Annotated in this window: 18 protein-coding genes and 2 pseudogenes; 8 read left to right on the plus strand and 12 right to left on the minus strand. The window is 69.1% G+C overall.

Annotated features, from left to right (window positions below; translation table 11 throughout):
- Nucleotides 1–481: 481 nt before the first annotated feature.
- Both AB0M29_RS42350 and AB0M29_RS42355 read left to right on the plus strand, forming a co-directional pair.
- A pseudogene (locus tag AB0M29_RS42350) lies at nucleotides 482–637 on the plus strand (IS5/IS1182 family transposase); the annotation flags it as partial.
- A gap of 324 nt (nucleotides 638–961) precedes the next feature.
- Nucleotides 962–1390: a hypothetical protein gene (locus AB0M29_RS42355; RefSeq protein ID WP_365392457.1), complete on the plus strand. Its 429-nt coding sequence runs from the start codon at nucleotides 962–964 to the stop codon at nucleotides 1388–1390.
- 270 nt (nucleotides 1391–1660) lie between these two features.
- On the opposite strand, the gene AB0M29_RS42360 is transcribed toward AB0M29_RS42355, so the two are convergent.
- The 4 genes from AB0M29_RS42360 to AB0M29_RS42375 all read right to left on the minus strand — a co-directional run bounded on the left by AB0M29_RS42360 (nucleotide 1661) and on the right by AB0M29_RS42375 (nucleotide 5434).
- Entirely contained in the window at nucleotides 1661–3130 is a 1470-nt protein-coding gene (locus tag AB0M29_RS42360; RefSeq protein WP_365392459.1) for a UvrD-helicase domain-containing protein, read from the minus strand.
- 36 nt (nucleotides 3131–3166) lie between these two features.
- Nucleotides 3167–4045 carry a DUF6083 domain-containing protein gene (locus AB0M29_RS42365; protein ID WP_365392461.1) on the minus strand — a complete coding sequence of 293 codons (879 nt, stop codon included), beginning with the start codon at nucleotides 4043–4045 and terminating at the stop codon, nucleotides 3167–3169.
- Between the two features lie 178 nt (nucleotides 4046–4223).
- A complete protein-coding gene (locus AB0M29_RS42370) occupies nucleotides 4224–4487 on the minus strand; it encodes a helix-turn-helix transcriptional regulator (RefSeq protein ID WP_033177360.1) in 264 nt (87 codons plus the stop codon).
- 752 nt (nucleotides 4488–5239) lie between these two features.
- The gene (locus AB0M29_RS42375) at nucleotides 5240–5434 is read right to left on the minus strand and encodes a hypothetical protein (protein WP_365392463.1); all 195 of its coding nucleotides are present in this window, start codon (nucleotides 5432–5434) and stop codon (nucleotides 5240–5242) included.
- 521 nt (nucleotides 5435–5955) lie between these two features.
- Between AB0M29_RS42375 and AB0M29_RS42380 the strand changes: the two genes are divergently transcribed.
- A complete protein-coding gene (locus AB0M29_RS42380; RefSeq protein WP_365392465.1) occupies nucleotides 5956–9453 on the plus strand; it encodes a BTAD domain-containing putative transcriptional regulator in 3498 nt (1165 codons plus the stop codon).
- Between the two features lie 649 nt (nucleotides 9454–10102).
- Nucleotides 10103–10312 carry a hypothetical protein gene (locus AB0M29_RS42385; protein ID WP_365392466.1) on the plus strand — a complete coding sequence of 70 codons (210 nt, stop codon included), beginning with the start codon at nucleotides 10103–10105 and terminating at the stop codon, nucleotides 10310–10312.
- A gap of 617 nt (nucleotides 10313–10929) precedes the next feature.
- On the opposite strand, the gene AB0M29_RS42390 is transcribed toward AB0M29_RS42385, so the two are convergent.
- Nucleotides 10930–11913 carry a tetratricopeptide repeat protein gene (locus tag AB0M29_RS42390; RefSeq protein ID WP_365392468.1) on the minus strand — a complete coding sequence of 328 codons (984 nt, stop codon included), beginning with the start codon at nucleotides 11911–11913 and terminating at the stop codon, nucleotides 10930–10932.
- A gap of 389 nt (nucleotides 11914–12302) precedes the next feature.
- On the minus strand, nucleotides 12303–12548 hold the full coding sequence (locus tag AB0M29_RS42395) for a hypothetical protein (RefSeq protein WP_365392470.1): 246 nt from the start codon (nucleotides 12546–12548) through the stop codon (nucleotides 12303–12305).
- Between the two features lie 812 nt (nucleotides 12549–13360).
- Here AB0M29_RS42395 and AB0M29_RS42400 point away from each other — a divergent pair.
- Nucleotides 13361–13741, plus strand: a complete 381-nt coding sequence (locus AB0M29_RS42400; protein WP_365392471.1) for a hypothetical protein — start codon at nucleotides 13361–13363, stop codon at nucleotides 13739–13741.
- Between the two features lie 163 nt (nucleotides 13742–13904).
- Here AB0M29_RS42400 and AB0M29_RS42405 read toward each other — a convergent pair.
- Nucleotides 13905–14132: pseudogene (locus tag AB0M29_RS42405) on the minus strand (hypothetical protein); the annotation flags it as partial.
- A 312-nt stretch (nucleotides 14133–14444) separates the two neighbouring features.
- On the opposite strand from AB0M29_RS42405, the gene AB0M29_RS42410 reads away from it, so the two are divergent.
- A complete protein-coding gene (locus tag AB0M29_RS42410) occupies nucleotides 14445–15677 on the plus strand; it encodes a M20/M25/M40 family metallo-hydrolase (RefSeq protein ID WP_365392473.1) in 1233 nt (410 codons plus the stop codon).
- A gap of 171 nt (nucleotides 15678–15848) precedes the next feature.
- On the opposite strand, the gene AB0M29_RS42415 is transcribed toward AB0M29_RS42410, so the two are convergent.
- The 5 genes from AB0M29_RS42415 to AB0M29_RS42435 all read right to left on the minus strand — a co-directional run bounded on the left by AB0M29_RS42415 (nucleotide 15849) and on the right by AB0M29_RS42435 (nucleotide 19940).
- Nucleotides 15849–16040, minus strand: coding sequence for a hypothetical protein (locus tag AB0M29_RS42415; RefSeq protein ID WP_365392475.1), 192 nt, complete (start codon nucleotides 16038–16040; stop codon nucleotides 15849–15851).
- A gap of 418 nt (nucleotides 16041–16458) precedes the next feature.
- Entirely contained in the window at nucleotides 16459–17724 is a 1266-nt protein-coding gene (locus AB0M29_RS42420) for an IS701 family transposase (RefSeq protein ID WP_365392477.1), read from the minus strand.
- A 235-nt stretch (nucleotides 17725–17959) separates the two neighbouring features.
- Nucleotides 17960–18811, minus strand: a complete 852-nt coding sequence (locus AB0M29_RS42425) for a hypothetical protein (protein ID WP_365392479.1) — start codon at nucleotides 18809–18811, stop codon at nucleotides 17960–17962.
- Nucleotides 18808–19716: an XRE family transcriptional regulator gene (locus AB0M29_RS42430; protein WP_365392480.1), complete on the minus strand. Its 909-nt coding sequence runs from the start codon at nucleotides 19714–19716 to the stop codon at nucleotides 18808–18810. The genes AB0M29_RS42425 and AB0M29_RS42430 overlap by 4 nt, the downstream gene beginning before the upstream one ends.
- Nucleotides 19713–19940, minus strand: coding sequence for a hypothetical protein (locus tag AB0M29_RS42435; RefSeq protein ID WP_365392482.1), 228 nt, complete (start codon nucleotides 19938–19940; stop codon nucleotides 19713–19715). Before AB0M29_RS42435 ends, AB0M29_RS42430 begins: the two co-directional genes overlap by 4 nt.
- Nucleotides 19941–20979: 1039 nt before the next feature.
- Between AB0M29_RS42435 and AB0M29_RS42440 the strand changes: the two genes are divergently transcribed.
- Both AB0M29_RS42440 and AB0M29_RS42445 read left to right on the plus strand, forming a co-directional pair.
- On the plus strand, nucleotides 20980–21588 hold the full coding sequence (locus AB0M29_RS42440; RefSeq protein WP_365392484.1) for a sigma-70 family RNA polymerase sigma factor: 609 nt from the start codon (nucleotides 20980–20982) through the stop codon (nucleotides 21586–21588).
- Complete coding sequence (locus AB0M29_RS42445) at nucleotides 21585–22928, plus strand: hypothetical protein (RefSeq protein ID WP_365392486.1); 1344 nt, start codon at nucleotides 21585–21587, stop codon at nucleotides 22926–22928. Before AB0M29_RS42440 ends, AB0M29_RS42445 begins: the two co-directional genes overlap by 4 nt.
- Nucleotides 22929–23541 lie beyond the last annotated feature (613 nt).

Raw genomic sequence — 23541 nt, forward strand, 5'->3', positions numbered from 1 at the left:
CCCACCGCTGGCTGCCCGCAATCGACCACCCCCACACCGCGACCACCTGAAAGCTGCTGGTCATCGAGCTACAGACCGGTTCACCACCACGCTCTGAGGCTTGAGGAGGGCTGCGGCAGTCCTCGGGCCCGAAGAGCGATGGCAGGCGTGATCGGGCAGCGTACGGGGCTCGGCATGGTTGATCACCCCACGGTCATTGGTTGCGAAGATCAGCTTGGGACGCGAGTTGGTGGTGTGTGGGCAAATAGTGTGTTCCTGCTGAGATGAAGGGGACCTTATGCAAGCCTCATCTCCCCAGTAAGGGGAACTGTCGCACTCCCGATTCAGATCCGGACTCCATCGCAAAAGAAACTGGACCCACCCAGCGCGTACCACTGACCTCCTTACGTGCCGCTACGGCACCGCGTCAATGAAGCCGGTTTGCGTGGTATCTAGTTGCGGCCAAGGCGGGCGTGCCAAGTGGACAACCTGCCGGGCATCTGGCGTCAGGCACCGCATCGCCCGCGAGGACGTCAAGGCCTCCGCCGGCCTGAGCTGGCACCGCTGGACCTCAGAGCGCACGATGGCCTGGCTCGCCGGATGCCGTCGCCTACACCGCCGCTACGGGCGCAAGATCGAGCGCTTCCTCGCCTTCAGCCCGCCAGGACTGTTGCTCGGCTGCTTGAAGAAGAACTCCGGCAGCTTGCTGCCTGGCTCGAACGCTGGAACTGCGAGCTTGGCAGCGTGTCCGCCTGCCTCTCTCGATCCGGGACGGTCGACCGAGGCTCTCCGACAGCTACATCGCACGCATCGTCAACAACCCTGCGCCGTATGCGCGTGACGCCCCGCGCCTCTTTTCCCAGACTCGGAGAGGCGGCACACACCACCACCGCTCCACTTGGAGCAGTCCCGTGCCGCACTGTCAGCACAACAAGAGGAGCGGTTCACCCGCTCCGCAATCGATAGGGGAGGATTCACTGTCATGAAGGTGCGAAAAGCCTTCGCCGTGACCGCGCTGGCAGCAGCGCTGAGTGGCGGCGTGGCCGCAGCCCCGGCCATTGCCCAGGAAAGCAGCGTCAGCCCGGCCGCCCAGAGCGTGAGCTACATCCCGCTCTGGAGTGGTACCCACACTCCGACGCGCTACTGGGCGACGCCGGACTTCGTCCAGCACCACAGCCGCTGGCTGGCGACCAATTTCGGCTGCTGGGGGCACGACGGAGCCAGGATCAAGGCCGAGATCGTCCGCACACGGGACCACCACGTCATGAACCGCAGCGCCTACCAGTGGTGCCACGACGGTCACCAGTACCGGCTCGACGCCACCGTCTCGAGGGGAACGGCGTACTACATGCGCCTGTACCTGAAGGGACCGAAGCACAGCATGTACGCAAAGGCCTACGAAGTACGCTGAGCCGCTCCGCGCACGGACCGCAGCCCCGCCGGGGCTGCGGTCCGATGCGTTTCACCTTGCACTGCACCGAAGCCCGCCCTTCCACCCCTATTCACCACACGAGCGATCGAGCCGATCGCAAGATTCAACCCCCAGGAGCGTGGTGTCTCATCCAGGCGGACCGGTGCTCGGGTAGTGCGGCCGTGGTCCTCCTGCCGGCGCCCCCGAGGCGCTGGCATCCTCAGTATCCTCGCCGTCAGCGCCGCCTTGTGAAGGCCTCTGCCAGCCCACCTACGTTTCCGGGACTGCGCCTGGGTAGCGGTCGATCCAGGCAAGGCCGCTGCGGTCCAGGTGGTGGCGGGCGCGGGTGACGGCGACATAGGCCAGGCGGGCCTCGGCACCGTCAACAGGGCCAGGGATGGGACTGCCGTCGGGACCGAGTTCGTCGGTGTCTTTGGGTGGGTGGAAGTCGGCGGCGATCTGGACGCGCGGCCACTCACGTCCTTTCGCTTTGTGGGCGGTGGAGACGGTCACCTGGGCTTGTGTTTCGTCGTGCAGGCGGTCGACCGCGTCCAGGATTGCCTGGGCTCCGTGTTTGTCGATGAGGTCGACCAGGGGCTGCAGGTCGCCGCCTGCGGGGTCGTGGGCGGCGTAGTCCTGGACCGCGCCCCAGGTGGGGAACAAAACGAGTTCGGGATGCGCGGTGCGGCGGCCGTCCTTCAGTTCGCCGGCCGCCAGGGCCAGGGCGCGCAGTGCTCCTCCCCCGCCGACCATGGCGGTGCGGTGGCCGGCTTCGAGGAGGTGCAGGACTTCGGTCATGGCTCCGACGTTGGTGCGGCAGAGTACTGCGTCGGGTGCCGGGCAGGGCCCGAGGCCGGTGGGGATGGTGTCTGTGCCGGTCAGGCGGATGGGGGCGCCTGCGACCGTTAGCCAGCGGTTGGCTTCTTCGGCGAGGGCGGGGCCGAAGCGGAACGAGCGGGACAGCGACAGTGCGGTGCCGTCGAAACCGGTCATCACGTCACGCGCACCGCGCCAGCCGTAGATGGCTTGGGCGGAGTCGCCGACCATGACGAGTTGGGCGTGGTCGCGCTGGTCGAGGAAGACCTGTTCGACGACGGGGTTGGTGTCCTGGGCTTCGTCCAGGAGCAGGAAGTCGCAGTCGATGCGTGGGCCGGTCAGCGCCCACAGTTTCAGGTAGTGGTCGTGGTCGAAGCGGACCGTAGTGCCGTCGATGTCACGCAGGTCGTCCCATGCTTTCCGGGCGTGGGGCAGAACGAGTGCGGCCAGTTCCCGGTGCAGGTCGCCGTCGTCCAGGCCGCGCAGCGCCGGAACGTGGCCGCGGGTGACTTCCCTGTCGGCGGAGTGGCAGAAGCGGCTCACGGTGCGCAGCACGGTGTGGGACAGCACGCGGGGGGTGATGTCGTGCGGTCCGATCCGGACGGGCCGGGTGATGCCGAGGTCCTGGCCGCTTCTCCAGGCGGGGCGGCGGGGGGCGTTGAGCCGGTGGCGGTAGCGGTGGCCGAGGGCCCGGTAGGCGAGGGAGTGGGCGGTGGTGCAGGTGACGGTGGGCGGGAAGCGGGCGGAGGCGTCGGTGGCGATGGCGCGGTTGTAGGCGAGGTAGCGGCCGCGGCGGGTGGTGGCGTGGGCGAGCAGGGCAAGGGTGGTGGTCTTGCCGGTGCCGGCGCCTGCCTGGATCGCGAGGTGGTCGCCGGCGTGGAAGGCGGTGGCGGCGGCTTCCTGCTCGTCGGTGGGGGTGGGCACTGCGGCCTCCATGGAGTGGGTGGAGCTTGAGGGTGGTCAGGGGTGCGTGCAGGGGCCGGCAGGCCGCGGCGGGCGGATGTGGTCGGGCAGGCGGGAGTGGATGTGTTCGTGGTGGGCGAGGGGGTCGAAGGGCTCCCAGTCGGCCACGGCGAGGTCGGCGGCGCCGCTGGTGGCAGCGTGGGCGGGGCAGCGTTGGGCGCGCCAGCGCAGCTGCTCGCTGTACGGGAGGGCGGTGAGGTCGTAAACGGCGATCACCGTGTCGGGCAGGGCCAGTTGGCCGCGGCAGGTGGTTGCCGCGGCGGGTTGGAGGGCCCAGGTGCCTGTGGGCTGGACGGGGGCGAGCACGGGGTGGGGGCAGCGGGTGCGGCGGCGGGTCTGGCAGACGCAGCGGATGTCCTCGAGCGGGTGATGGGCGAGGTAGCGGATACCGAGGATCTGCACGACCGGGCGGGCCGGGCGGTGGTCGGCGTGTGACGGTTGCGGTGCGTGGACGGCTGGTGGGGTGAAGGCTCCGGTATCGATCAGGCGGCGGGTGCGCAGGGCCAGTTGGCGGCGCGGTTCGGCCAGGCCGGGCGCGGGGGGGTCGGCTTCCCGGGCCGGGCACAGTAGGTGATGCGGGATACGACACCAGGCGCTGCCGTCGCCTGCCCGGTGGGCGATGCCCGCACTGACGTGCCAGCGGCATCGGGCCGGGACCGCGGCAGCGGCCAGTTCATGAGGGTGCAGGGCGACGGGGCGCTGGTGTTCGGGGCGCGGGTACCACTCGATGCGGTTGCCGCAATGGCGGCAGGCGTTGGGCTGGGCGGTGCGTAGGAGCCTGGTCGGGCTGGTGGCGGCTACCCGTAGTGCGCGTGAGTGGTGGGAGCGGGTGGCACTGCCGTCCCACCGGCGGCGGGGATCGTTCGCGGGGTGCATGGCGGCGAAGATGTCAGCCGACACGCCGAACGGCCCGGACCGGACCCGTGCCTGTCCCCCAGCCGGCCGCATTTGGCAGACACACGTTCCATGCGTCGAAGATGCGTTCCCGTCTCCGTACCGGATCGGGTGGTACCACCTCCCCGGCAACAAGCTGTACGCCCTTGGGCGGAGCGGTTCAGGAGGCGGGCGGCGCAGGCGGTTCGTGGTCGGCGCACAGGGTGCTGAAGAGTTCGTCGAACGGTGCGCCCAGGGCGTGTGCCAGGGCGTGCCAGGTCTTCAGCGTGCCGATGGTGCGGCCCTGCTCGATCTCGATCAGGGTGCGGCGGGACAGGCCCGTGCGGGCGGCGAGTTCGTCGTAGGTCCAGCCCCGCTCGGACCGCAGGCGCGCCAACTCCAGGCGCAGCGCGTTGAGGTCCGGATCGGGCGGGAAGATCGTCACCCCACCATCCGACGGTGCAGACCCCTGCACTGTCAGTGCAGACCTCTGCCCTACTTGTGCGCAGAAGGGGGATCCACGAAAGGGCAGAGTTCTGCACTACCGTGTCCGCCCGCCGGGGCTTCCGCCACGGCGCCGGAGCAGCCCCACGGCGGCCCGGCCGGGTACGACACCACGGAGGACAACGCCCGATGAGCCCCGCCCGGCTCACCACATACCCGCAGCGCATCTGGACCGTCGACATCCGAACCAGCTCAGGGAACGCGGGGGCGGTCTGCCGCACCTGCGGCCCGCTGGACCCCGGCCGGCCGCCCTCACGCGCACTGCGCGAGCACGCGCTGCGGCATCTGGCCGCACACGCACGCCGCGATCTGACACCCGCACACCTGCGCAGCTGCCAGTGCGGCCACCGCGGCTGCGCCTGGCACCGCCGACATCGCGGCTGCTCGGGGCTGATCGTTCTCGCGGTGACCTGCGAGGAGGCCTCTCGCTCCTGGCGATTGGCGGACCTGTGCCTTCAGTGCGCCAACGCCACCGCTTACACCGCCGCCGTTCCCGGTGTGACCCGTCCTGTTCAGCACACGCCGCAGGCAGGCGCCCGCCTCGGCGGGGACGAGGAGGACGAACCCGCGCAGGTCTGGGTCCTGGACTGTCCGGTCTGCGCAGCCCCCGCAGAATGCTGCCAGTGCACCGACTCCCCGGACCCGCCGAAGCCGGCCGCACGTGCGCCGGCACGGTTCACCCCCACCGCTTCGCTAGGCGCTGACGGTGTAGTGCAAGGCGTAGAGAATCGCCGGAAGGGCCCCGACAAGGACTGCGATCGCGGTGATCACCGCGGCGGGTCGATGAGTGGTCCGTAAAACGCTGACGAGATAGGCCACGAGAAGGAAGAAGGCCAGCGTCACGATGACGGAGGCCGTGGGGGTGGTGGAGGCAGCCGAAACTTCCATGGCGAGCGATGCTCCTTGCGACGGCGTCTGGTCCGAAGTCCCGTGCGCGCCGGTGGGAGATCCGTTGCAGGCGCTTGGTAAGGGCGCCCGGCTCGCTCACAGCCGAGTACGGGTGTTGGCAGAACGCTAGCGGAAGTCACCACGCCAGAGCCAGAGTTGGCATGAAAATACGCCCGGCCGCCCGGGATACCACCCCCGGGCCGCACGGGCACAGCGACATACGGACCAGACGCCCAGAAATCGCAGTGCTGGAATCCTGGCAGGCGCCGATAATCAACCGATAAACGGGGCGCCTTGGGTACATGACCAGGCCAGAGCACCTTTTCCTCCCTCGGCAGCCGCCTCATTCCGGGCCATAACCCCCTGGTCTGAGCACAGTTGCCCCAGCCAACCCGATCGTTGCCTGGGGTAGGGCTTCGGGCGCACCACCTCGGCTCACTTGACTACCGCACGTGACTTAACAGCGGCTTAGTGCCGCTGGTAGTGTCATTAAGCAGTGGATCGAACGGTCAGGGGGACGGGTGAGCCTCGAGCTGAACGTCCTGGGGGACGTGGAAGCACGGCAGGACGGCGAGAGCGTGCCGCTCGGTTCCCCGCAGCGGCGAGCTCTTCTGGCGCTGCTTCTCGCCGCTCCAGGGCGTTCACTTTCCGTAGCCGAACTCTCTGCCGGGCTATGGGGATCAGCCCCGCCCTCCACCGCTCTGAACACCATTCAGGTACAGCTCCACCATCTTCGGCGGACGCTGGCCGGCCTCGACGACGGACGCGGCGGCCCGGTGCTCGTCACCCATCGCCACGCCGACCCCGCCCAAGTGCGCTACGAACTGCAGGTGGCGGCGGGCGTCGTGGACATCGATCGTCTGCGCGCCTACCGGATGCAGGGTGTCGCAGCCCGGGCCGATGGCAGCCGCAGCCGTGCCGAGGCCGCTTTCGCTGCCGCGTTGAAGTTGTGGCGTGGAGAGCCGTTGACCGGCCTGCCGTCGACCGAAGGCGTCGGCAGGGCGCAGGCAGCCCTCGGCCAGGAGCGGTCCGACATTCAAAGGCGCCAGGCAGAACTTGCTGCAGAGCCGCTGGAAGGCTCCCGCCAAGGCGGGCTGTCCGGTAACGGGCTGCGGTTCGCGGTCCTCGGCCCGGTACGCGCCTGGCGAGACGACGAGCCGCTCGCCACCGGCGCGCCGCAGCAACGGGCTCTGCTCGCCGCGCTCCTGCTGCGCGAGGGCCAGGCCGCGACAGCCTCCGAGTTGGTGGACGCGATGTGGGGTGAGTTGCCGCCCAACACGGCGCTGGCCGCGCTGCGTTCGTACGCCTTCCGGCTGCGCAAAGCGCTCGGCCCCGAGGTCCTGGTCACCGACTCCGGCGGTTACTCGCTGAACGTGGACCCCGACGCCCTGGACTACTCCGTCGTCGAGCGGCTGGCCGCCGAGGCCGACAGGCAGCGCGCCGCCGACCCGGCCCAGGCACGCGAATTGCTGGCCACCGCGCTGGGGTTGTGGCACGGCGAACCGCTGGCCGGAGTGCCGGGACCGCACGCGGAGACCCAGCGCAGCAGGCTCGCTGAGTGGCACCTCGGCCTGATCGAAGCGAGGCTCGAACTCGACCTCGAACTTGGGGCGCACACCGAGGCCGTCTCGGAACTGGACGCGCTGTCCGCTGAGCACCCGCTGCGCGAGCGGCTGCGCGCCCTGCTCATGCTCGCCCTCTACCGCAGCGGGCGCCAGGCAGAGGCCCTCGGCGTCTACGCCGACACCCGCCGCCTGCTCATCGACGAGCTGGGCATCGACCCGTCGGCCGAACTCCAGGAACTGCACCAGCGCATGCTCGAGGCCGACCCGGCACTTTCGTCCCCCATCTCAACCGTCGCCGGACCGCCCGAGATCGTGCGGCCCGCACAACTGCCCGTAACCGTGCCGGACTTCACCGGGCGGACCACGTTCGTCGGCGAACTTGCGAACCAACTGAGTGCAGCAGCCGATGGAGGGGTGATGGCCCTCTCGGCGGTGGCGGGCATCGGCGGTGTCGGCAAGACCACCCTGGCCGTCCATGTCGCGCACGCCGCACGCGAGGCGTTCCCCGACGGGCAGTTGTATGTCGACCTGCAGGGCACCGAGCCGCGCCCGGCCGAGCCCGAGGCGGTGCTCGGCTCGTTCCTGCGCGCCCTGGGCGTCCCCGACAACGCCATCCCCGACTCGCTGGCCGACCGGGCCGCACTGTACCGCTCCACCCTCGATGGCCGCCGCGTCCTGATCCTGCTCGACAACGCCCACGATGCCACCCAGATCCGCCAGTTGCTGCCCGGCACACCGGGCTGCGCCGCGCTGGTCACCAGCCGGGTGCGGATGGTCGACCTGGCCGGCGCGCATCTGGTCGACCTCGACGTGATGTCGCCCGAGGAGGCACTCCAGCTCTTCACTCGCATCGTCGGCGAGGAGCGCGTCGCCAGCGAGCGGCAGGCCGCCCTCGACGTGGTGGCCGCCTGCGGCTTCCTGCCACTGGCCATCCGCATCGCCGCAGCCCGCTTGGCCGCCCGCCGCACCTGGACCGTCACCGTACTCGCGGGCAGACTCGCCGACCAGCATCGCCGCCTGGACGAACTGCGAGCCGGCGACCTCGCGGTGAAGGCCACCTTCGCCCTCGGCTACGAACACCTCTCCCCCGCCCAGGCCCGCGCGTTCCGGCTGCTGTCACTGCCCGAGGGCCCCGACATCTCCCTGCACGCCGCGGCCGCCGCCCTCGACCTCGACCCGTACGCGACCGAGGAGCTGCTGGAGGCACTGGTCGACATCAGCCTCATCGAGTCCGCCGCCCCGGCCCGCTACCGCTTCCACGACCTGCTGCGCCTCTACGCCCGCGAGTGCGCCGAACGCGACGAGACACCCGAGGCCCGCTGCGCCGCCCTCTCCCGGCTGCTGGACTTCTACCTCTCCTCCGCCGCGCGCGCCTACGAACTGGAGAACCCCGGCGACCGCGTCCTCGACCACCTCGCCCCGACCGTCCACCCCGGCCTCACCTTCGGCACCCGCGAAGAAGCCACCGAATGGCTCTTCTCCGAAGCCCAGAACCTGCTCGCCATCGTCACCCAGACCGCCAAGGCCGGCTACCAGGGACCGACGCGGCGCGCGGTCGACCTGTTGCTGTGCGCACAGAGCCTGATGGAGTCCGGCGTCCTCGCCCGCCAGTACGAGCAAGCCACCCGCGCGCTGATCACCACCGCGCACGACAGCGGCGACACCCTGGTGGAGGGCCGCGGCCGCACCTGGCTGGGCCAACTGCACTGGCTGTTTGGCCGGTTCGAAGAGGCCGAGGAGGAGGCCAAGCGCGCCCTGGCCCTCAGCCTGACCGCCGACGACCCGGTCACCTCCAGCTACGCGCCCAACCTCCGCGGCACCATCGCCCTCGACTGCCACCGCTTCACCGAGGCCGTCGATTACCACACCACCGCCCTGGAGGCGTTCCGCGCCGACGGCAACACGTACGGCGAGGCAGCCGCCCTCAGCAACCTCTCCCGCGCACAGCTCGAACTAGGCGACATGGAGGGCGCCACCGCCGCCACCGAGCGCGTGGTGGCCAGCTACCGCGAAATCGGCGCCGGCTACCGGCTAGGCAACGGCCTCTACGCCATGGGCATCACCCTCACCGCCAACAACCGACTCGACGACGCCCTCACCTGTCTCACCGAAGCCCTCGGGATCTTCCGCGACGCCCGCCAGCAGTTCTGGGAGGGCATGACCCTCTTCCGGCTCGCCCAGGTCCATCTCGCGGCGGGCGCCTGGCGGCAGGCCGCCGCCCATGTGGAGCAAGCGCTGGTGATCGTCCGCGAGGTCGGCGGCGAATGGCGCACCGCCAACGCGCTGACGCTCCTCGGCCGCGCCCTCGACGGCATGGGCCAGCCGGTACGCGCCCACGCCTGCTGGCAGGATGCCCTCGCCGTGTTCACCGCGCTCGGCTCACCGGAAGCCGCGTATGTACGCAGCCTGCTCGGCGACGAGACCACCCCCGCGACCGCGGTCCTCATACAGTGACCGCTCAACAGATCTGAAAGCAGCGGTAGTCAGGCACTCAGCCAGCCGGGCGTCCTTCCATGCGCCGTCGCGATGAGGCCGTGTAAGCGCTGACCCCAGCCGGAGTCCGAACTGGGCTTCCCAAATGTGGCTGATGCGACCTGCCGGGCCGTCGACCCCATGACGCCGGTGTAGCTCTCGACTGCGCGGCGGGAGCCGGGATCTGATGCTCCGGGAGATCGGCCAGCAGGACACCTTCCACCATGCTCATTCCGGCCCCCTTCCGGCCCGTCAGCTGGTCTGTGGCGAGCTGGGGTGGCAACAGCCGGGAAGACCCAAAAATTGGCTAGTGACGTGCACCACACCCACGGTTACGGCACCGATCCGCCGCCGACGGATTGCAACGCCACACCTCGAACCGACAATAACCTTCGATTCAAAGGGATAAGTGGCCTGGTCAGCCACCTATGTGCCACGCATGAGACATGATCTGGCGATGATTGTTCGCCACGCGGAGCCCTAGACCTTAGAATCATCGCATGAGACCCCATCAGTTGGGGCTCGCGCACTGGTCGTTGCCCTCGGGCAACTGGGGGCCGCCCGCCTCGATTCCACCCGGACGGGCAGCCCCAGGTCCCCGCAGCGTGTGAACAGCAAGGACAACTCCATTATGGGAGAAACACGGCCCACAGGCGAGGAGCGCCAGCCCGGGCGGCAGGAGTCCCCAGCAACGTCGGCGAAGGGCGCCTCAGTCCCGGCGCCCGGCGACGGCTTCGACTGGAAATCGCTCCTGTACGCGGCAGGCGGGCTCGTACTGGGTACGGGGGTACTGGACCTGCTCCGCCACATCCACATCCACATCACCTTCTACTTCAGCTAGCTCGGCAGGACCGCACGGCAAGGCGGCCCGGTTCCCAGGAACACTGGGAACCGGGCCGCTTTGTTGCTCCCGGCCACCGTGTCGCACCGCACGTGCCCGGTCTACAGCCGACGAGAGGACAGCCGGCCTTCCAAGGCCGCCCCGGCAGTTCAACACCACGAGGGCTGCTCGAAGCAGGCTCCCCAAGCCCTGGCGGGACCGGTGGCTTCACACGGGGCGGGTGCAGGACAGTGCCAGCGGCGTGCGGCCCTGTCACGGTGGCGGGCAGCACGTCGACCGTGATCTGCGTGAAGCCGACCTGGTCGAGGACCTTGATCCACGCCCCAGCGCACGCTTCGAGATGAGCCTGCGCGTCGTCGTCAACTCCGTGATCTTCCGCTCCTCCGGTCGGTCAGGACCTCACCACTACCGGCACCTAGACCGAAATGGCCTCTCGCCTGACCGAACCCGTCCTCCTCGGCCTGGGCACTCCTCGCCGTCCGGCGGCCGCATCAAACGCTGACCCCAGGCGCTCAAGCCACGCCGCCAATTCGTCACCCCCCCCAACCCAACCCATTTCGTCGGTGCCCCGCGTTCCCTCAGGAGAGCGGTACGCCGGCCGTGCGGGCGCGGTGAGTTCAGGTACTGGCGAGGCCCCGGGCCTCGGCAACGAGTCCCGATGGCAGCCCCGGACCCGCGCAGGCGTAGCCGATCAGCAGGTCCCGATAGACGGCGTTCGCGAGCTGCGGTGCCAGTGCGATCAGGCGCTGCAGGTCGTCGGACGAGCCGGACAGGCGCGTGCGATAGGCGGCGTCGGCCGCGCGCAGGGAGACTTCGTGCGGCTCGCAATGGAGTCCCTGTTCGGCGAGGGCCGCCGCCGCGGCGAAGTCGCCCTGCGCGGCCCGCACGTCAGCAAGGTCCAGGTACAGGGACCAGTTGGCCGGGTCCAGATCGAGCGCGCTTTCGAAGGCCACCGCGGCCTGCTCCAGGTCACCAAGGGCTCTCCAGGTGTTCGCTCGTGCGACCGCGGTCCACATGTCCGGGCCGATGGCGTCGGCGCGGTCGCATACGGCGAAGGCCAGCTCGTAGTGGCCGCAGGCCCGGGGCAACCGGGCCATGGCAGCCAACGACTCCGGCACCGGTTTCTGTCGGGACACCACGTCGATGGCATGAAACCAAGGGGCGAACCGCTCACGCATCGGGTCGGTGTCCAGGTTGTGGCCATAGTCCAGTGTCCGCAGGCAGGCCTCCGCCAGCGCCTGGGCACTCACCGCCCCGAGAACGCGCTCGTCGCCGAACCAGGGTGCGGTGCCCCACGCGACGTCGGGCCGTGCCCCGGTGACCGAGCCCAGGGCCATCACGGCGTCGTCGATGTCCCCGTCGAGGAACAGGAAGTACGCCTGCGCCAGCACAGCGCTCAACGACCCGTCCCCGGCCAGGCTCGTCTCCACCTCTGAGCGCCGGTCACGCCACAACTCGGCAAGGGTCGCGTAGGGTTCCGGGGCCTGCGGCGCGGAGGCAATCGCCCCCGCCACGAACTTCAGGGCATCGACCGGGCTTTCGCCGCAGTGCGCCATCACCCTCGCGAGGCTGACGCCCACCGCCACCGACTGCTTCGACATCACCGAAGAATATCCCTGGCCAAGGCCCAGCAGATCCTTCCACGGCCGAGCTGCGGACACCTACCTGGGGCCGCCGGCTGGTTCCTCGCATGTCGTCACCCCGAGTGCCACACTGCGTCGGTTGCCCGCCGCCACAAGCGGGAGACCTGGCAGTGCTGAGTGCAGCGTCCAAGCCGACGACACCCCCACGACAGCGGTAATACAGCTAGCCCGCTGCTACGGCTGAGTCCGCTTCGCCGCCACGGTCCGCACAGGGTGTCGCGGATGCCTGCGGGCGCTCCTTGTCTAGCACGTTGGTCACGCACGTCGATGGCAAGCCGAAGCCGCCTCGGCTGCACCCCGTTGGGGTGCAGCCGAGGCGGCCTGACGAGCCAGGACTGCCGTCGGGATCAGAAGAAGCGCAGCCGTACCGGCGAGGCCTCCCCGGGTTCCTGCACGTAGAGTTCCCCGCCGCGGCTGGCCATCTCCTCGAGGTAGGCGTAGACCTGGATGGCACGGTTGATGGTGTCGGTCTTGGTGTCGCCCGACAGTCCGGAGGCTGTCTCCAGGGCCGCGGACGAACGGGCGCTGAGGTTGACCGTCACGCGTTCTGCGGTGGTTGTTTCACGCCGGGTGGATGCTGTACTGGCAGTCATCTTCTACGCTTCCCTCAATCTCGTCGCACCGCACGCGGCCCAACCGCGCACGGAGACGGGCCACATGGCTGCATGTGGCGGTTCCCCCCTGACAACCCGGACACGGCACCCACACCCCGCGGCATGCCTCTCCCCCACATCGGGTTGCCTGCTGCAGATCGGCCCACTCCGCCGCCCGCAGCCCCCCGGTACTCCCCACGGGATCCCACGACCGGTGGGGAATCCCACGCGGTCCCACGACCCCGCATCGCTTTTTGCAGTGAACCCAGTACACCCTTCATACCCGCCATCGTCAAGCGGAAAACCGTATGATTGCTGCTTGATTCGCAGTCTTCGCGCATCAGCGTACTGGTCGCCGCGAATCGCTGCCACGAACCGGCGTCTCATCCGGCACGGATGACGCAGCCTCAAACCCCCGTGGACCACGGGCGCCCGGCCGCAGGGCTGACGGGGTGCCGCCCGCCAGGCAACGTCCGGGCGTCAGAGATCCGGCAGGAAAGGGCCGCTGCGCATCGGCGTCGGCGCGTCTGCGGCTTCGCCTTACGGCACAGGAAGCCCGGAGGGAGAACGTCCGCTTGCGTGTCATCTGACCTCAGGTGCAACACCCGCCCTTCAGGCATCAAAGGACCCCACATGCGACCCCAGATACGCTTCATATGTCAAGCAGACGTCTGGTTAAAACGCATACCCGGCTGGTAAGTTGTCGCTTAGAGCCAACTCAAGATCACGCATGGTATCCGCGGCCTCAAGGCCGGGATCGTGCACCAGGGCTGTGGCTCTTCCGGACCGGTATCGATGGACGGCTGCCCCTCATGACGCAAACGAACAACTCGACCACCCGCATCACCGACCTGGACGCCGCCGGCGAACAGCCTGACGAAGGCCGCGGCGTCCTGGTCCACCAGGACGAGACCGCCTTCGTCATCCTCGACGCACGCCGGCTGAAGGCGGAGGTGCGGCTGATGACGTCCGCCGACTCCCCCACCGCCCGCAGCATCCTGCTGCTCGCCGCGGGACTCATCGCGATCTTGGCCATGGCCACGGCCGGCTCGCTACTGGCTACCGCCGGAGCCACCGCCGCAGTCCTTGCCGCCACGGCCGGCGGCCTGTTCGCCTTCGCCTTCGGCGCCGGGCTCTACGCGCTCTTCCACACACCCCGCCCCGCCGTGCCCACCCAACGGCGCCACCACTGACACACCCGTCAGGCCACGACAGGCCCGCGGCCACCGCCGCGGGCCTTCGCCACACCCCACACGGCCAGCGTGCAAAACCCGTCCGTCGGCGCCGAACCGACCGGAATGATCCCGCACCCTCGCACCGTGAAGCAGACCCCCTGGGCTGCTCGGCCAAGGTTGTCTATCCGATGCCGAGCCTGGCCAGCGCCGTGGACCAGTCGGTGACGATGGCCTGCTGGGCCGCGGTCAGGGTGATCTTCCCGGAGCAGACGGCGGTGTGCAGCTTCGTCTCGACGGGATCCTTGCGGTTGTTGATGCCACCGTCGACCTTGTGCCCGGGGTCCGGCGGCTCCACCCACAAGTTACGGGGATCGTTGGGATCTCCCCCCAACTGAAGGCTGATCAGGTGACATCCGGGGTTGCAAATGGGTGCCGCTGACGCCAGTGACGGATGGCAAGGTACTGGTTCAACGCCCGCCGTGAGGGCACTATCCGGTGTTGTTCGCTCGCGACGGTGACGCCGATGACGATTGATGCGCGCCACGGCCCGCACTGACCAGGAAGCTGCAGCGTACGGCTCCTGCGAGATCACCCTGCAGAACGTGCGCATCTACAAGGTCGAGCTGCACGTGTGTCCACCCGCGGCCGGGCCCCCAGCGCGCCAAGCACGCAGGCTGATTTGGTGGTGTGCAGAACCGAAGGGTGTGCACAAGATTTACCTGTGACGAATCTTGACGAAGAACTGATCGAGCTCCGCCGGGAGATCCACCGCCGCCCCGAACTCGCCGGCGAGGAGCGGGAGACGGCCGGGCTGGTCGCGGAGCAACTGCGCGCGGCCGGGCTCGAGGTGACGACCGGCGTCGGCGGGCACGGAGTCCTCGCGGTGCTCGACGGTTCCGCGGACGGCCCGACGGTGGCGTACCGGGCGGACATGGACGCCGTCGACGCGCAGACGAACGTGCTGCCTTTCCCGCGGTCGAGCAGGGTTTTCGACGAGGGCTTCGCCTCGCGCGTCCCCGGCGTCGCGCACCTGTGCGGGCACGACCTGCACACCGCGATCGGCGTCGGCGTCGCCCGGGCGCTGGCTCAGGGCGCTGAGCCAGTACGCGGCCGGCTGGTGTTCGTCTTCCAGCCGTCCGAGGAGAACCTGCAGGGCGCGCGCGCGATGCAGGAGACCGGCCTGGTGCAAAGGCTCGCGCCGCGCGAGTTCTATTCGCTGCACTGCGGTCCGTTCCCCTTTGGCACCATCGGGGTGTCTCCGGGATACGGCCTGCCAGGGCTCGACCATTTCCGCATAGTGCTGCCGGGCGGCAACGACGCGGCCGCCGCCGCCCTCGCGGCCGAGGTGGCGCAACTCGGCACCGTCGCGTTCCCGAAGAGCATCGCCGACTACAACGCGCGCTTCCACGCGCTACTGGAACCCGAGACCGCCGCGTCGGTCCGGGAATTCGTGTGCATCACCCAGTGGACCGAGCAGACGCCCGACGCACAGAACATCCCCAACGGACTGCTGCGGGTCTGGCCACACGAGCGGCATCCGGAGCTGCGCGCCCAGATCCAGCAGCTCGCGGCAGCCGCAGGCGGACACGTCGAGTTCCCAGGCGATCCATTCCCCGCCATGGTGAACTCGGCAGAGCTCAGCACGGCAGCCGGCCAGTACCTGACCATGGCGCTGGGGCCGGAGTCCGTCGCATGGGCCAAGGCATCCTGGCCCTTCAACTGCGAGGACTTCGCACTGTTCCTCAACGAAGCACCAGGCGCGCAGTTCTACCTCGGCGTCGCGGACGCCGAGACAGGGATGAACGGCGCGCCACACACCCCCGACTTCGCCGCCGACGAACGGGCCATCGGCCACGGCGTGCGCGCCATGGCCGGCCTGCTGACCCACCGGCTGGCAACCCGGCCGGCCGCGGGCGACAGCCTCAGGCCCGGGTCCAAGGGCGCAGCGCGTTGACTCCGACCTTGCCGTAGCGAGATGACGAAATCCTGCGCGCCATCAGCCGAATCCAGGCCTCGCTGAATTCCGACTGGCCGGTTACTGCCGGCCCAACCCCAGCTGTGCTGCTGCTTGGTCAGCCGCCTATCGGCTCCCCGTCAACGGCATGCCGCCCACGCTGCCATCAGCTCAAACCCGCCGCGTTGTCGCCGCGACCTCGGATAGCAGGTGGTCGAACTCGGCCACCTTCATCGAGCCCGTGTACCCGTAGGACGTGGCGTTGGCTATCTTCTCCTTGCCGGTCACGGACGCCGGCGGCCGAATGCCTGTGGTGTAGCCGCCCTTGCGGCAGATGGTGGAGGCCAGGTTCGCCTGCGTCACAGCCGGGCTGACCGCACCCGGGGTGCACGCCTGGTCCTGCAGTGGCTCCGCGTGGTCGTACCGGTAACGGCACGATCCCGCCGGTGGTTGCTGCTGCACGATGTAATGGCTCTGCGGGCCCCGACCGACCGGGATAGCCCCGGCCTTGGGCGCTGCATGTACACCAGTTGACGGTCTGCCGGCCGGAGGCGCCGGATGTTCTGACCGCGGACTGGATGCCGTCGAGTGTGGGGTGCAGCTTGCAAGGAGCAACACGGCGGCGGCTGCGGGCGCGACACGCGCGAGGGGATGCACACCAGGAGACTAGTAGTGCTTGGTCAGGTGTGTATGGGGGTGGGTATGTTGCGGTGGCAGGTGGGGCAGGCGCCGGCCCAGGTGGCGAGGAGTGACTGCAACTCGCGGATGACTTGGTAGAGGCTCAGGCCGGCGCCGTGTCTTTTGGGGCGGTGGCCAGTCTGCGCAGGGTGCAGAAGGCATGGGCTACGGAGACGAGGGTGACGTGGTGGTGCCAGCCGTTCCAGGTGCGGCCTTCGAAGTGGGCCAGGCCCAGCGCCTGCTTCATCTCCCGGTAGTCGTGCTCGATGCGCCAGCGGAGTTTGGCCAGCCGGACCAGGGTGGTCAGGGGTGTGTCGGGGGGTAGGTCGGACAGCCAGAACTGGACCGGTTCGGGTTCGGTGGCGGGCCATTCGGCCAGCAGCCAGCACTCGGCAAGTTCCACGCCGTCGGTCGCGTCGCGGACCTCGCGTCCGGCGGGCCGGATCCGCAGGGCCACGAAGCGGGAGTACATGCGCTTGTGTCCCGAGCGGCCGGTGCCGGGCCGGGAGCCCTCCCGCCACTGGACCGGCCGTGCTGCGCTCCGGCCGGCGGCGATGACCAGTTGCTTCACCGATCGTGCGGGGTCGGGGTACTTCGGCACGGGTGGGCGTCCGGTCCCGGAGTACGGCTCGGCCACCGGCACCGCGTCGCCGGGCTGGGCCGACATCGTGGTGGAGATTCCCACTACGTAGTTCAGGCCGCGCTGGTTCAGGCCGAGGCGGAACGCGGCGGCGTCGCCGTATCCGGCATCGGTGATGGCCAGCGGCACCTCGATGCCCCACGAGCGGGTCTCGTCGACCATGTCCAGGGCCAGTTGCCACTTCTCCACGTGCCCGACATCGTCAGGGATGCCGCACCGCTTCCGGCGGGCTGTCTTGTCCGGATCGGCCTTCGGTGAGGCCGGATCCCAGGTCTGGGGCAGGAACAGCCGCCAGTCCACCGCGGCCGAGGCGTGGTCGGAGGCAAGGTGCAGGGAAACGCCGACCTGGCAGTTGGTGACCTTGCCCGCGGTCCCGGTGTACTGCCGCGACACACACGCCGACGCGGTCCCGTCCTTGAGGAACCCGGTGTCGTCGACGACCAGTGCCTTCGGGCGGATCGCTCCTTCCATCCGCCAGGCCAGCCGGGCCCGGATATGCGCCGGATCCCACGGGCTGGTGGTGATGAAGTTGGCCAGCGCCTGCCGGTTGCCGTCCGCACCGAGCCGGGCGGCCATCGGCTCCACCGACTTCCGCTTCCCGTCCGTCAAGAGCCCCCGCAGGTAAACCCCGCCCCACCAGCGCTGATCCTTACGCGCGAACGCCTCGAACACCTCCGCCGCGAACGCCTCCAACTCCACACGCACCGCAACGATTTCCTCCGGAGTCACACACCCTCAACGCGACACACCACCCGAAGGACACGCACCGCCACAAACAACCTGACCAAGCACTACTAGAGGCTCTCCAGCAAGGCCGTCGTCCCGGGGCTCAGCTCCCCCCGGACGCGGGCCCGTCTCTCAACCGAACGGCAACCCACCTGTGCCCTCCCGTATTTCTCCCGCCCGGCGCCTGCCAAGGCTTCCTCGCCGCAGTACCGCTGGGGTTGAGGTCGGCCCCGAAAGATCACCGGTGGCCGCCGCGTACTGCCTGCCCGGGCTGGCAGGTCCCGCGGGCATGGTCGTCCGCTCCGGCTGCGGAAGGCTGGCGGCGGCGCAGCGGCCGCGGGGAGGGGCCCTGCTGATCGTGCGCGGAGCGGGTGTCCTCGAAGGAGGATGCGGCGGCCAGGATGACGGCGATGTGGTCGGCGAAGTCCGGTCCTGGCAGGGGGATTTCGGTGTCGGGGTTGCCGATGTAGCCGGCGGCGACGGCGCCGGGGACGTAGTCCATGACGGCGTCGACGAGTTCGGTTCTTTGCCTGCTGGTCCTGCCCAGCAGGTTGCTCAGAACCCGCAGGACGGTGGGGGTGCTGGAGTCGAGAGCCAGGTCCTGGCCGTCGTCTTCGTCGTAGGGCAGGGCCACGGTTTCGGGGGCCGGCTGGGTGTCGATGCGGGTCTGCTTGCGCCACCAGGCGGCGGCGTCGGCCTCGCCGAGGGCGAGGTGGTGGAGGTAGAGGCAGTAGGAGGCGGCGTCGTCTCCGGCGCCGGCGGCGTACTGCCACCAGAAGCGGGCGCCGTCGTCGGCGTCGGTGAGCTGCAGGACGCAGCCCAGGACGCGGGCGCCGTCGGGTGCGGGCAGCTGCTGGGTGACGAAGTCGCCCAGTGCGGTGGCGGCGCCCTGCATGACGACGGTCTCGCACAGGGTCTGCAGGTCCACCGCCGCGGTGTCACCGATGGAGTCGCGGGGGACGTCCGGCCACAGCGTGCCGTCGTCCCAGCCGGTGGTGGCGTAGGCGTCGTCGTAGGGGACGACGTCGGCGGGGACGTCGGATTCTTTCAGCAGCAGTGCTCGGGACAAGAGTTGGTTGATCGAGGTCACGGGGCGCACTCCCGGGGGTGGCGGCGGATGAGGGTGTTGTGCAGGGTGCGCTGGGCGTGGCGGTCGTCGGAGCGCACGGTGGCGAGGGGGACGCCCATGACGTCGGCTGCGGTGGTGTCGTCCAGTCCGCAGAGGTAGCGCAGGACCGTCACGTCGAGCTGGTTGTCGGGGAGCCGGCTGATGGCCTCGAACAGTAGGAAGGACTCCTCGATCTGGGCGAAGCGGGCGGCGGGGTCGGCGGCTTGGTCCTGGGCGACGGTGGCGAACGCGGCGGCGCGCAGTTCGGGGTAGCCGCCTTCGCACTGCGGGATGCGGGCCATGATGCGCCCGCGCAGCACTTTCCAGGCGAACCGTTGGACGTCGGCGCTGGCCAGGGCGTCGTCCCAGCACAGCCACAGGATGTCGAAGGTCTCGGCCACGACCCAGCTGGCGCGTTCGCCGTTGAGGAGGAAGACCTTCGCGAAGTCGGTGTACGCGGCGCGGTTGGTCTCGGTGAAGCCCTGGTGGTCCAGTGGCGGGACGTCCGGGCCGAGCGAGACCGCGACCGTTGCTATGCAGCGGTCGATCCAGGCCTGCTTCTTGCGGGCGTCGTGCGCTGCGGCCTTCCACAGCCGCCGCATCGGGGAGGCCGGTATGCCCAGGACGTGGATGACGCTGTAGGTCAGTTCCCAGCGCGGGTAGGGGCCGTTGCCCCGCAGCAGCTCGGAGATCCGGGTCTTGGAGTAGCCCGAGCGCTCCACCAGCTCGTCGAGGGTCAGGCCGCTGGCGAACAGCCGGCTGCGTACCGCCTCCAGCCAGGCCCGGTGGCAGGCTCCCGCGTGCGGCGAGATCGGCTCGGGCTTGCGGCCCCGCCTGCTGGGCGGCTCCCCCTCGGGCTGGCCCTCGGATGGGCAGACCGGGCTCACCTGGCGTGCTCCTGGTCCGCGCCGGGGGCCGGCCGGGCGGCCCCCGCGGGTGCCTGCCCGGACTCACCTGCGCCGGCGAGCGCCTGGACGACCTGCTGCACGAGCAGCCCGAGCGAGGGCACCAGCGTGGCGACCGCCGCCAACTGCCCGAGCGCGGCCATCACCGCGCTCCACGAGAAGACCGCCACCAGCACGATGACGGTCAACACCTGCTTACTGGACATCGGAGCCTTCCCCAAGTGTGGGCGTCTGGAAGGCATCCCGTGCGGCGGTGCTGAAGCGCCGCGGCGGGAGCCGGGACGCCAGCATGGAACGCGAACCGACGATCACGCCACGTGATCATGGGATTACGGAACAATGAGCTCCCCGTCCGGAAGCGGGGCAAGGTACCGCCCGACCCGCAAGCAGCCGCGAATGATGCCCTGTTGAATACTTTTGGGGATGATTTTCCCGGTTCTCCTTGCAATTGCAGCGCGGGCACCCGCCAATGGAAGACCAGGCGCCACGGCGTCGGACCTTCCCGTCTGGAAGGCCGTGCCCTCCCCCGTGCTGAGGTATCCAGGGGGACCGCACACCGCTCCCGCCCGGCCCCCCGTCCGGGCGGGAGCGACTACGCACAGCAGGCGGCTGCCCGTTCACCCGGCCTGGATGCGGGCGCCGACGACCTCCGACCACGGCATGATGGCAGGGATCACGAACACCCGCGACGCCGGCGGGAGCTGAGGCATCGCAGCGAGCGAACCGCCAAACGCATCGCCGAACCGCCGAGCAGCGTGGTCCCGTCCACCGCCGCTGCCACTCCGCCGGGGCATCCACCGACGCCGGTCCCCGGGCGCGGGCAGCAGGATCCAGTACCTTTCGCGTCTCCGAAAAAGATCTTGGATGATGCGGTACCCGTTCCGTCCCCCGAACCGATGGAGGGGGTGGAAGCTGACCGGGACGAGGATCGGGGCGGTGAAGACGGGTGCTGGAATCTGCTGGACCCGAGGAGGTGGCGGCCGGCGTGGTGGGGCTGCTGGCCTTGGGCGTACGCGGGTGGGCCCGGGTGCGACTCGCCCGCGAGCAGCGGCTGACGCTGGAGTACACGGTTGCCGCGGTGGCCGCCACCGGCCACGGGGTGAGAGTGCACAGTCAAGGGCGGAACGGCGGTTGGTCGGTGGAGTCCGCTTACGAGTTCGGTTCAGGGCCCGCGCTCGTACGCCAATCCGGACGGCGACGGGCTACCGGTACGCAGGGCCGGACCGGATCCGCCAGGCGGTGCCAGTGAGCGACGATCACTGCGCTCCCGGCACTGACAGCCCCGGGAGGGACGCCGTCCCTCCCGGGGCCGAGGTCACCGAAGCGATGTCTCTGGAGGTGTATCAGGAAGAGGGCGACAGGTTACTCCGCTTCTTCATCCGCCGCGTCGGCCGCGCCGACGCGGCGGAACTGCGGGACCAGACGCTGACGCAATTCTTCATTTGGTGGCCTGCCCATCCTGAGCACCCCACACCAACAGCAACCCTCTATACGATCGCCCAGCGCCGCGCCGCCGACTTCCTGAGGCGTCGCGGCCGGAAGTTGCCCGTCGAGGGCGGTGATACCAAAGGACTCGTCGCGGTACTCGCGGCCCGATGCGACGCCTACGCTGCCGCCGACTTGAGGATCGACCTGCGGCAGGCGCTGACCGGCTTGAGCGACCGGGAGCGGCGGGCCCTGCAACTTCACCACCTCGATGACATGTCCGTGGCGGTCTGCGCGGAACTGATGGGCACGGGTGTCGACAACATGAAGAAGATCCTGAAGACCGCTTTGAAGAAGCTGCGTCTGTCCCCCGGCCTGACCGCATACGACATCCCCGTCACGGTGACCCCGCAGGAGGTGCGGAAGTGAGCCACCACCAGCACCAGGAGCAGGACGAAGGCACTTCGGCGCACGGCGCCGGGGTGCCCGACGGTTTCGCTGCGGTGATGAACCGGCTGCGCGGCATGGACGAGCAGGAGACCCGGCAACTCCGCGAGCAGGCTGAGCGTACGGAATTCGGTCACCAGGCCTACGCGCTGGGCCGGGAGTACCTTGAGCGCGGGGCGCACGATCAGGCTGCGCGGTGGCTGCGTACTGCTGCTGGGCACCAGGTCGTCGGGGCGCAGCACGACCTGGACAGCCTGACCGTGGACTTTTCCGAGCCCGGAGACAACGCCGCCCAAGAGTGCGCTGACATCTCGACCGGAGCCGCCGACCTGATCAGTGCTGCGACTATCACGGCCGCGCCTGTGACTGTCGGCGATCTGCTGTCGTCGTGGTTGACTGCTGCCGCTCGTCAGGAGATCCACGCCGCGCAGCTCGCGGCACACCAGTCGGCCGATAGCGATGCTGTCCGGGCGCAGCGTCAGGCGGAAAGGATTCTCGGTCGTGCCCGGCTCGAAGCCGATCAGATCCTGACCAGCGCGCAGCGTGAGGCGGACGAGATCCGAACCGCGGCGCACCGTGAAGCCGAAGCACTACGTGCGGCGGCACAGGCAGAGACTGTCGCACAGACCAGTAGTCCTCCGCTCGTACACGGGGACCTGAGGCCTGCCAACGTTCTGGTCCGAACCGATGGCTGGACCAGACTGATCGACTACCTGATCGTGGAAGGGCCTTCTGAAACAGGTGTGGTGTCCGCACTCTGGCGGCATTGGCACGACAGCCTCACAGCCCCTGCTCGCATCCTCACGTCGCACACTCCATCATCTGCGCTCAGCTTCACCCACCGCACCCTCCAGGAGTTCCTCGGCCGCCATCCAATCCAGCACGTCCCACGGCGAAGCGAAGCAAGTATCACGACCTGGCAAGTCTTCATCTCCTTTGACGCTCTCGACCACTTCACGGAGCCACACGTGAGCCATGCCCTCACACCCCACGACCAGCTCACCGAACCCCTCTGGTACGTGTTGGCAGCGCGATTGATCAACGAGGTTTCTGCTGCCCGAACCGGAGCCGCTGAGGAGCACCAAGGACTGCAGACGTACGAGACACCAGCCAGTACGCACTACCAGCGCTGCATCATGCTGCCCGCGGTCACCACGCACCGCTTCTTTGGAATTCCTGACCGGAACATCCTGACGCGAGAACAGCAGACAACCGGGCAGTCATCGTCTTCTGTGGAGACTCAGCCCAGCGCAGAGGCTGACCAGGCACTTCATACACAGCAGGCGGGCGAGGTGCGCCGCCGTGAAAGGCGGTGCACATAATCGACACCCTAGTACAGATGGTCATCTCCGCTCCGGGTAACGGTTCGTCGTCGGCACACCGCGCTACCCCCGGGGTACGGGTGCAGGAGAGACGCTGCGATCGCAGTGATGACAGCGCTGCTTCTGTCAACGGTGTCGAGGCCGCGCTGGCTGCGGCATTTCGCGGTGCCACGTCCGCTGATGGAGCTTGCGGAGCCGAGGATGCTGGCGTTGCCACGGGTGAACATGCTGTGGGACCGGCGCCCGGGGTTGGCTGGGGTGTTCCGTTGGCCCTTACGGCTTCCGACTGGCTGGCTCAGTTCCGCGTGGTGGCCTTGCGAGGCCACGGTCAGACTGTTGCTGCGTCGCTGCGTAGCGCACAATCGAGCGAGGGAGGTATGGACAGTTGACGAAGCATCCGATGGATCGCTGTGACAGCAAAACACCTGTAGTTGCCGGGCAACTCGCGCAGTTGTTGGCAAGTGTCACTCAGACAGGGAATGAATTTCAGCTCTCGCGCCAGAAACCGCTCGAACGCGCTAGTGTCGTGTGAATGAAGTCCTTGGACGTTTGGGGGTGGCGTGTTCGAGGATGTCGTCGGCGGTTTTGGTCCATGTGAAGGGCTGGCAGCGGT

It is taken from the genome of Streptomyces sp. NPDC051976 (genome assembly GCF_040680795.1).
GTDB lineage: Bacteria > Actinomycetota > Actinomycetes > Streptomycetales > Streptomycetaceae > Actinacidiphila.

Coding starts and splice junctions, on each gene's coding strand:
- AB0M29_RS42435 (WP_365392482.1), bottom strand. CDS start 19,940: ATGTCCAGTAAGCAGGTGTTGACCGTCATCGTGCTGGTGGCGGTCTTC.
- AB0M29_RS42355 (WP_365392457.1), top strand. CDS start 962: ATGAAGGTGCGAAAAGCCTTCGCCGTGACCGCGCTGGCAGCAGCGCTG.
- AB0M29_RS42385 (WP_365392466.1), top strand. CDS start 10,103: ATGGGAGAAACACGGCCCACAGGCGAGGAGCGCCAGCCCGGGCGGCAG.
- AB0M29_RS42395 (WP_365392470.1), bottom strand. CDS start 12,548: ATGACTGCCAGTACAGCATCCACCCGGCGTGAAACAACCACCGCAGAA.
- AB0M29_RS42365 (WP_365392461.1), bottom strand. CDS start 4,045: ATGCACCCCGCGAACGATCCCCGCCGCCGGTGGGACGGCAGTGCCACC.
- AB0M29_RS42390 (WP_365392468.1), bottom strand. CDS start 11,913: ATGTCGAAGCAGTCGGTGGCGGTGGGCGTCAGCCTCGCGAGGGTGATG.
- AB0M29_RS42400 (WP_365392471.1), top strand. CDS start 13,361: ATGACGCAAACGAACAACTCGACCACCCGCATCACCGACCTGGACGCC.
- AB0M29_RS42375 (WP_365392463.1), bottom strand. CDS start 5,434: ATGGAAGTTTCGGCTGCCTCCACCACCCCCACGGCCTCCGTCATCGTG.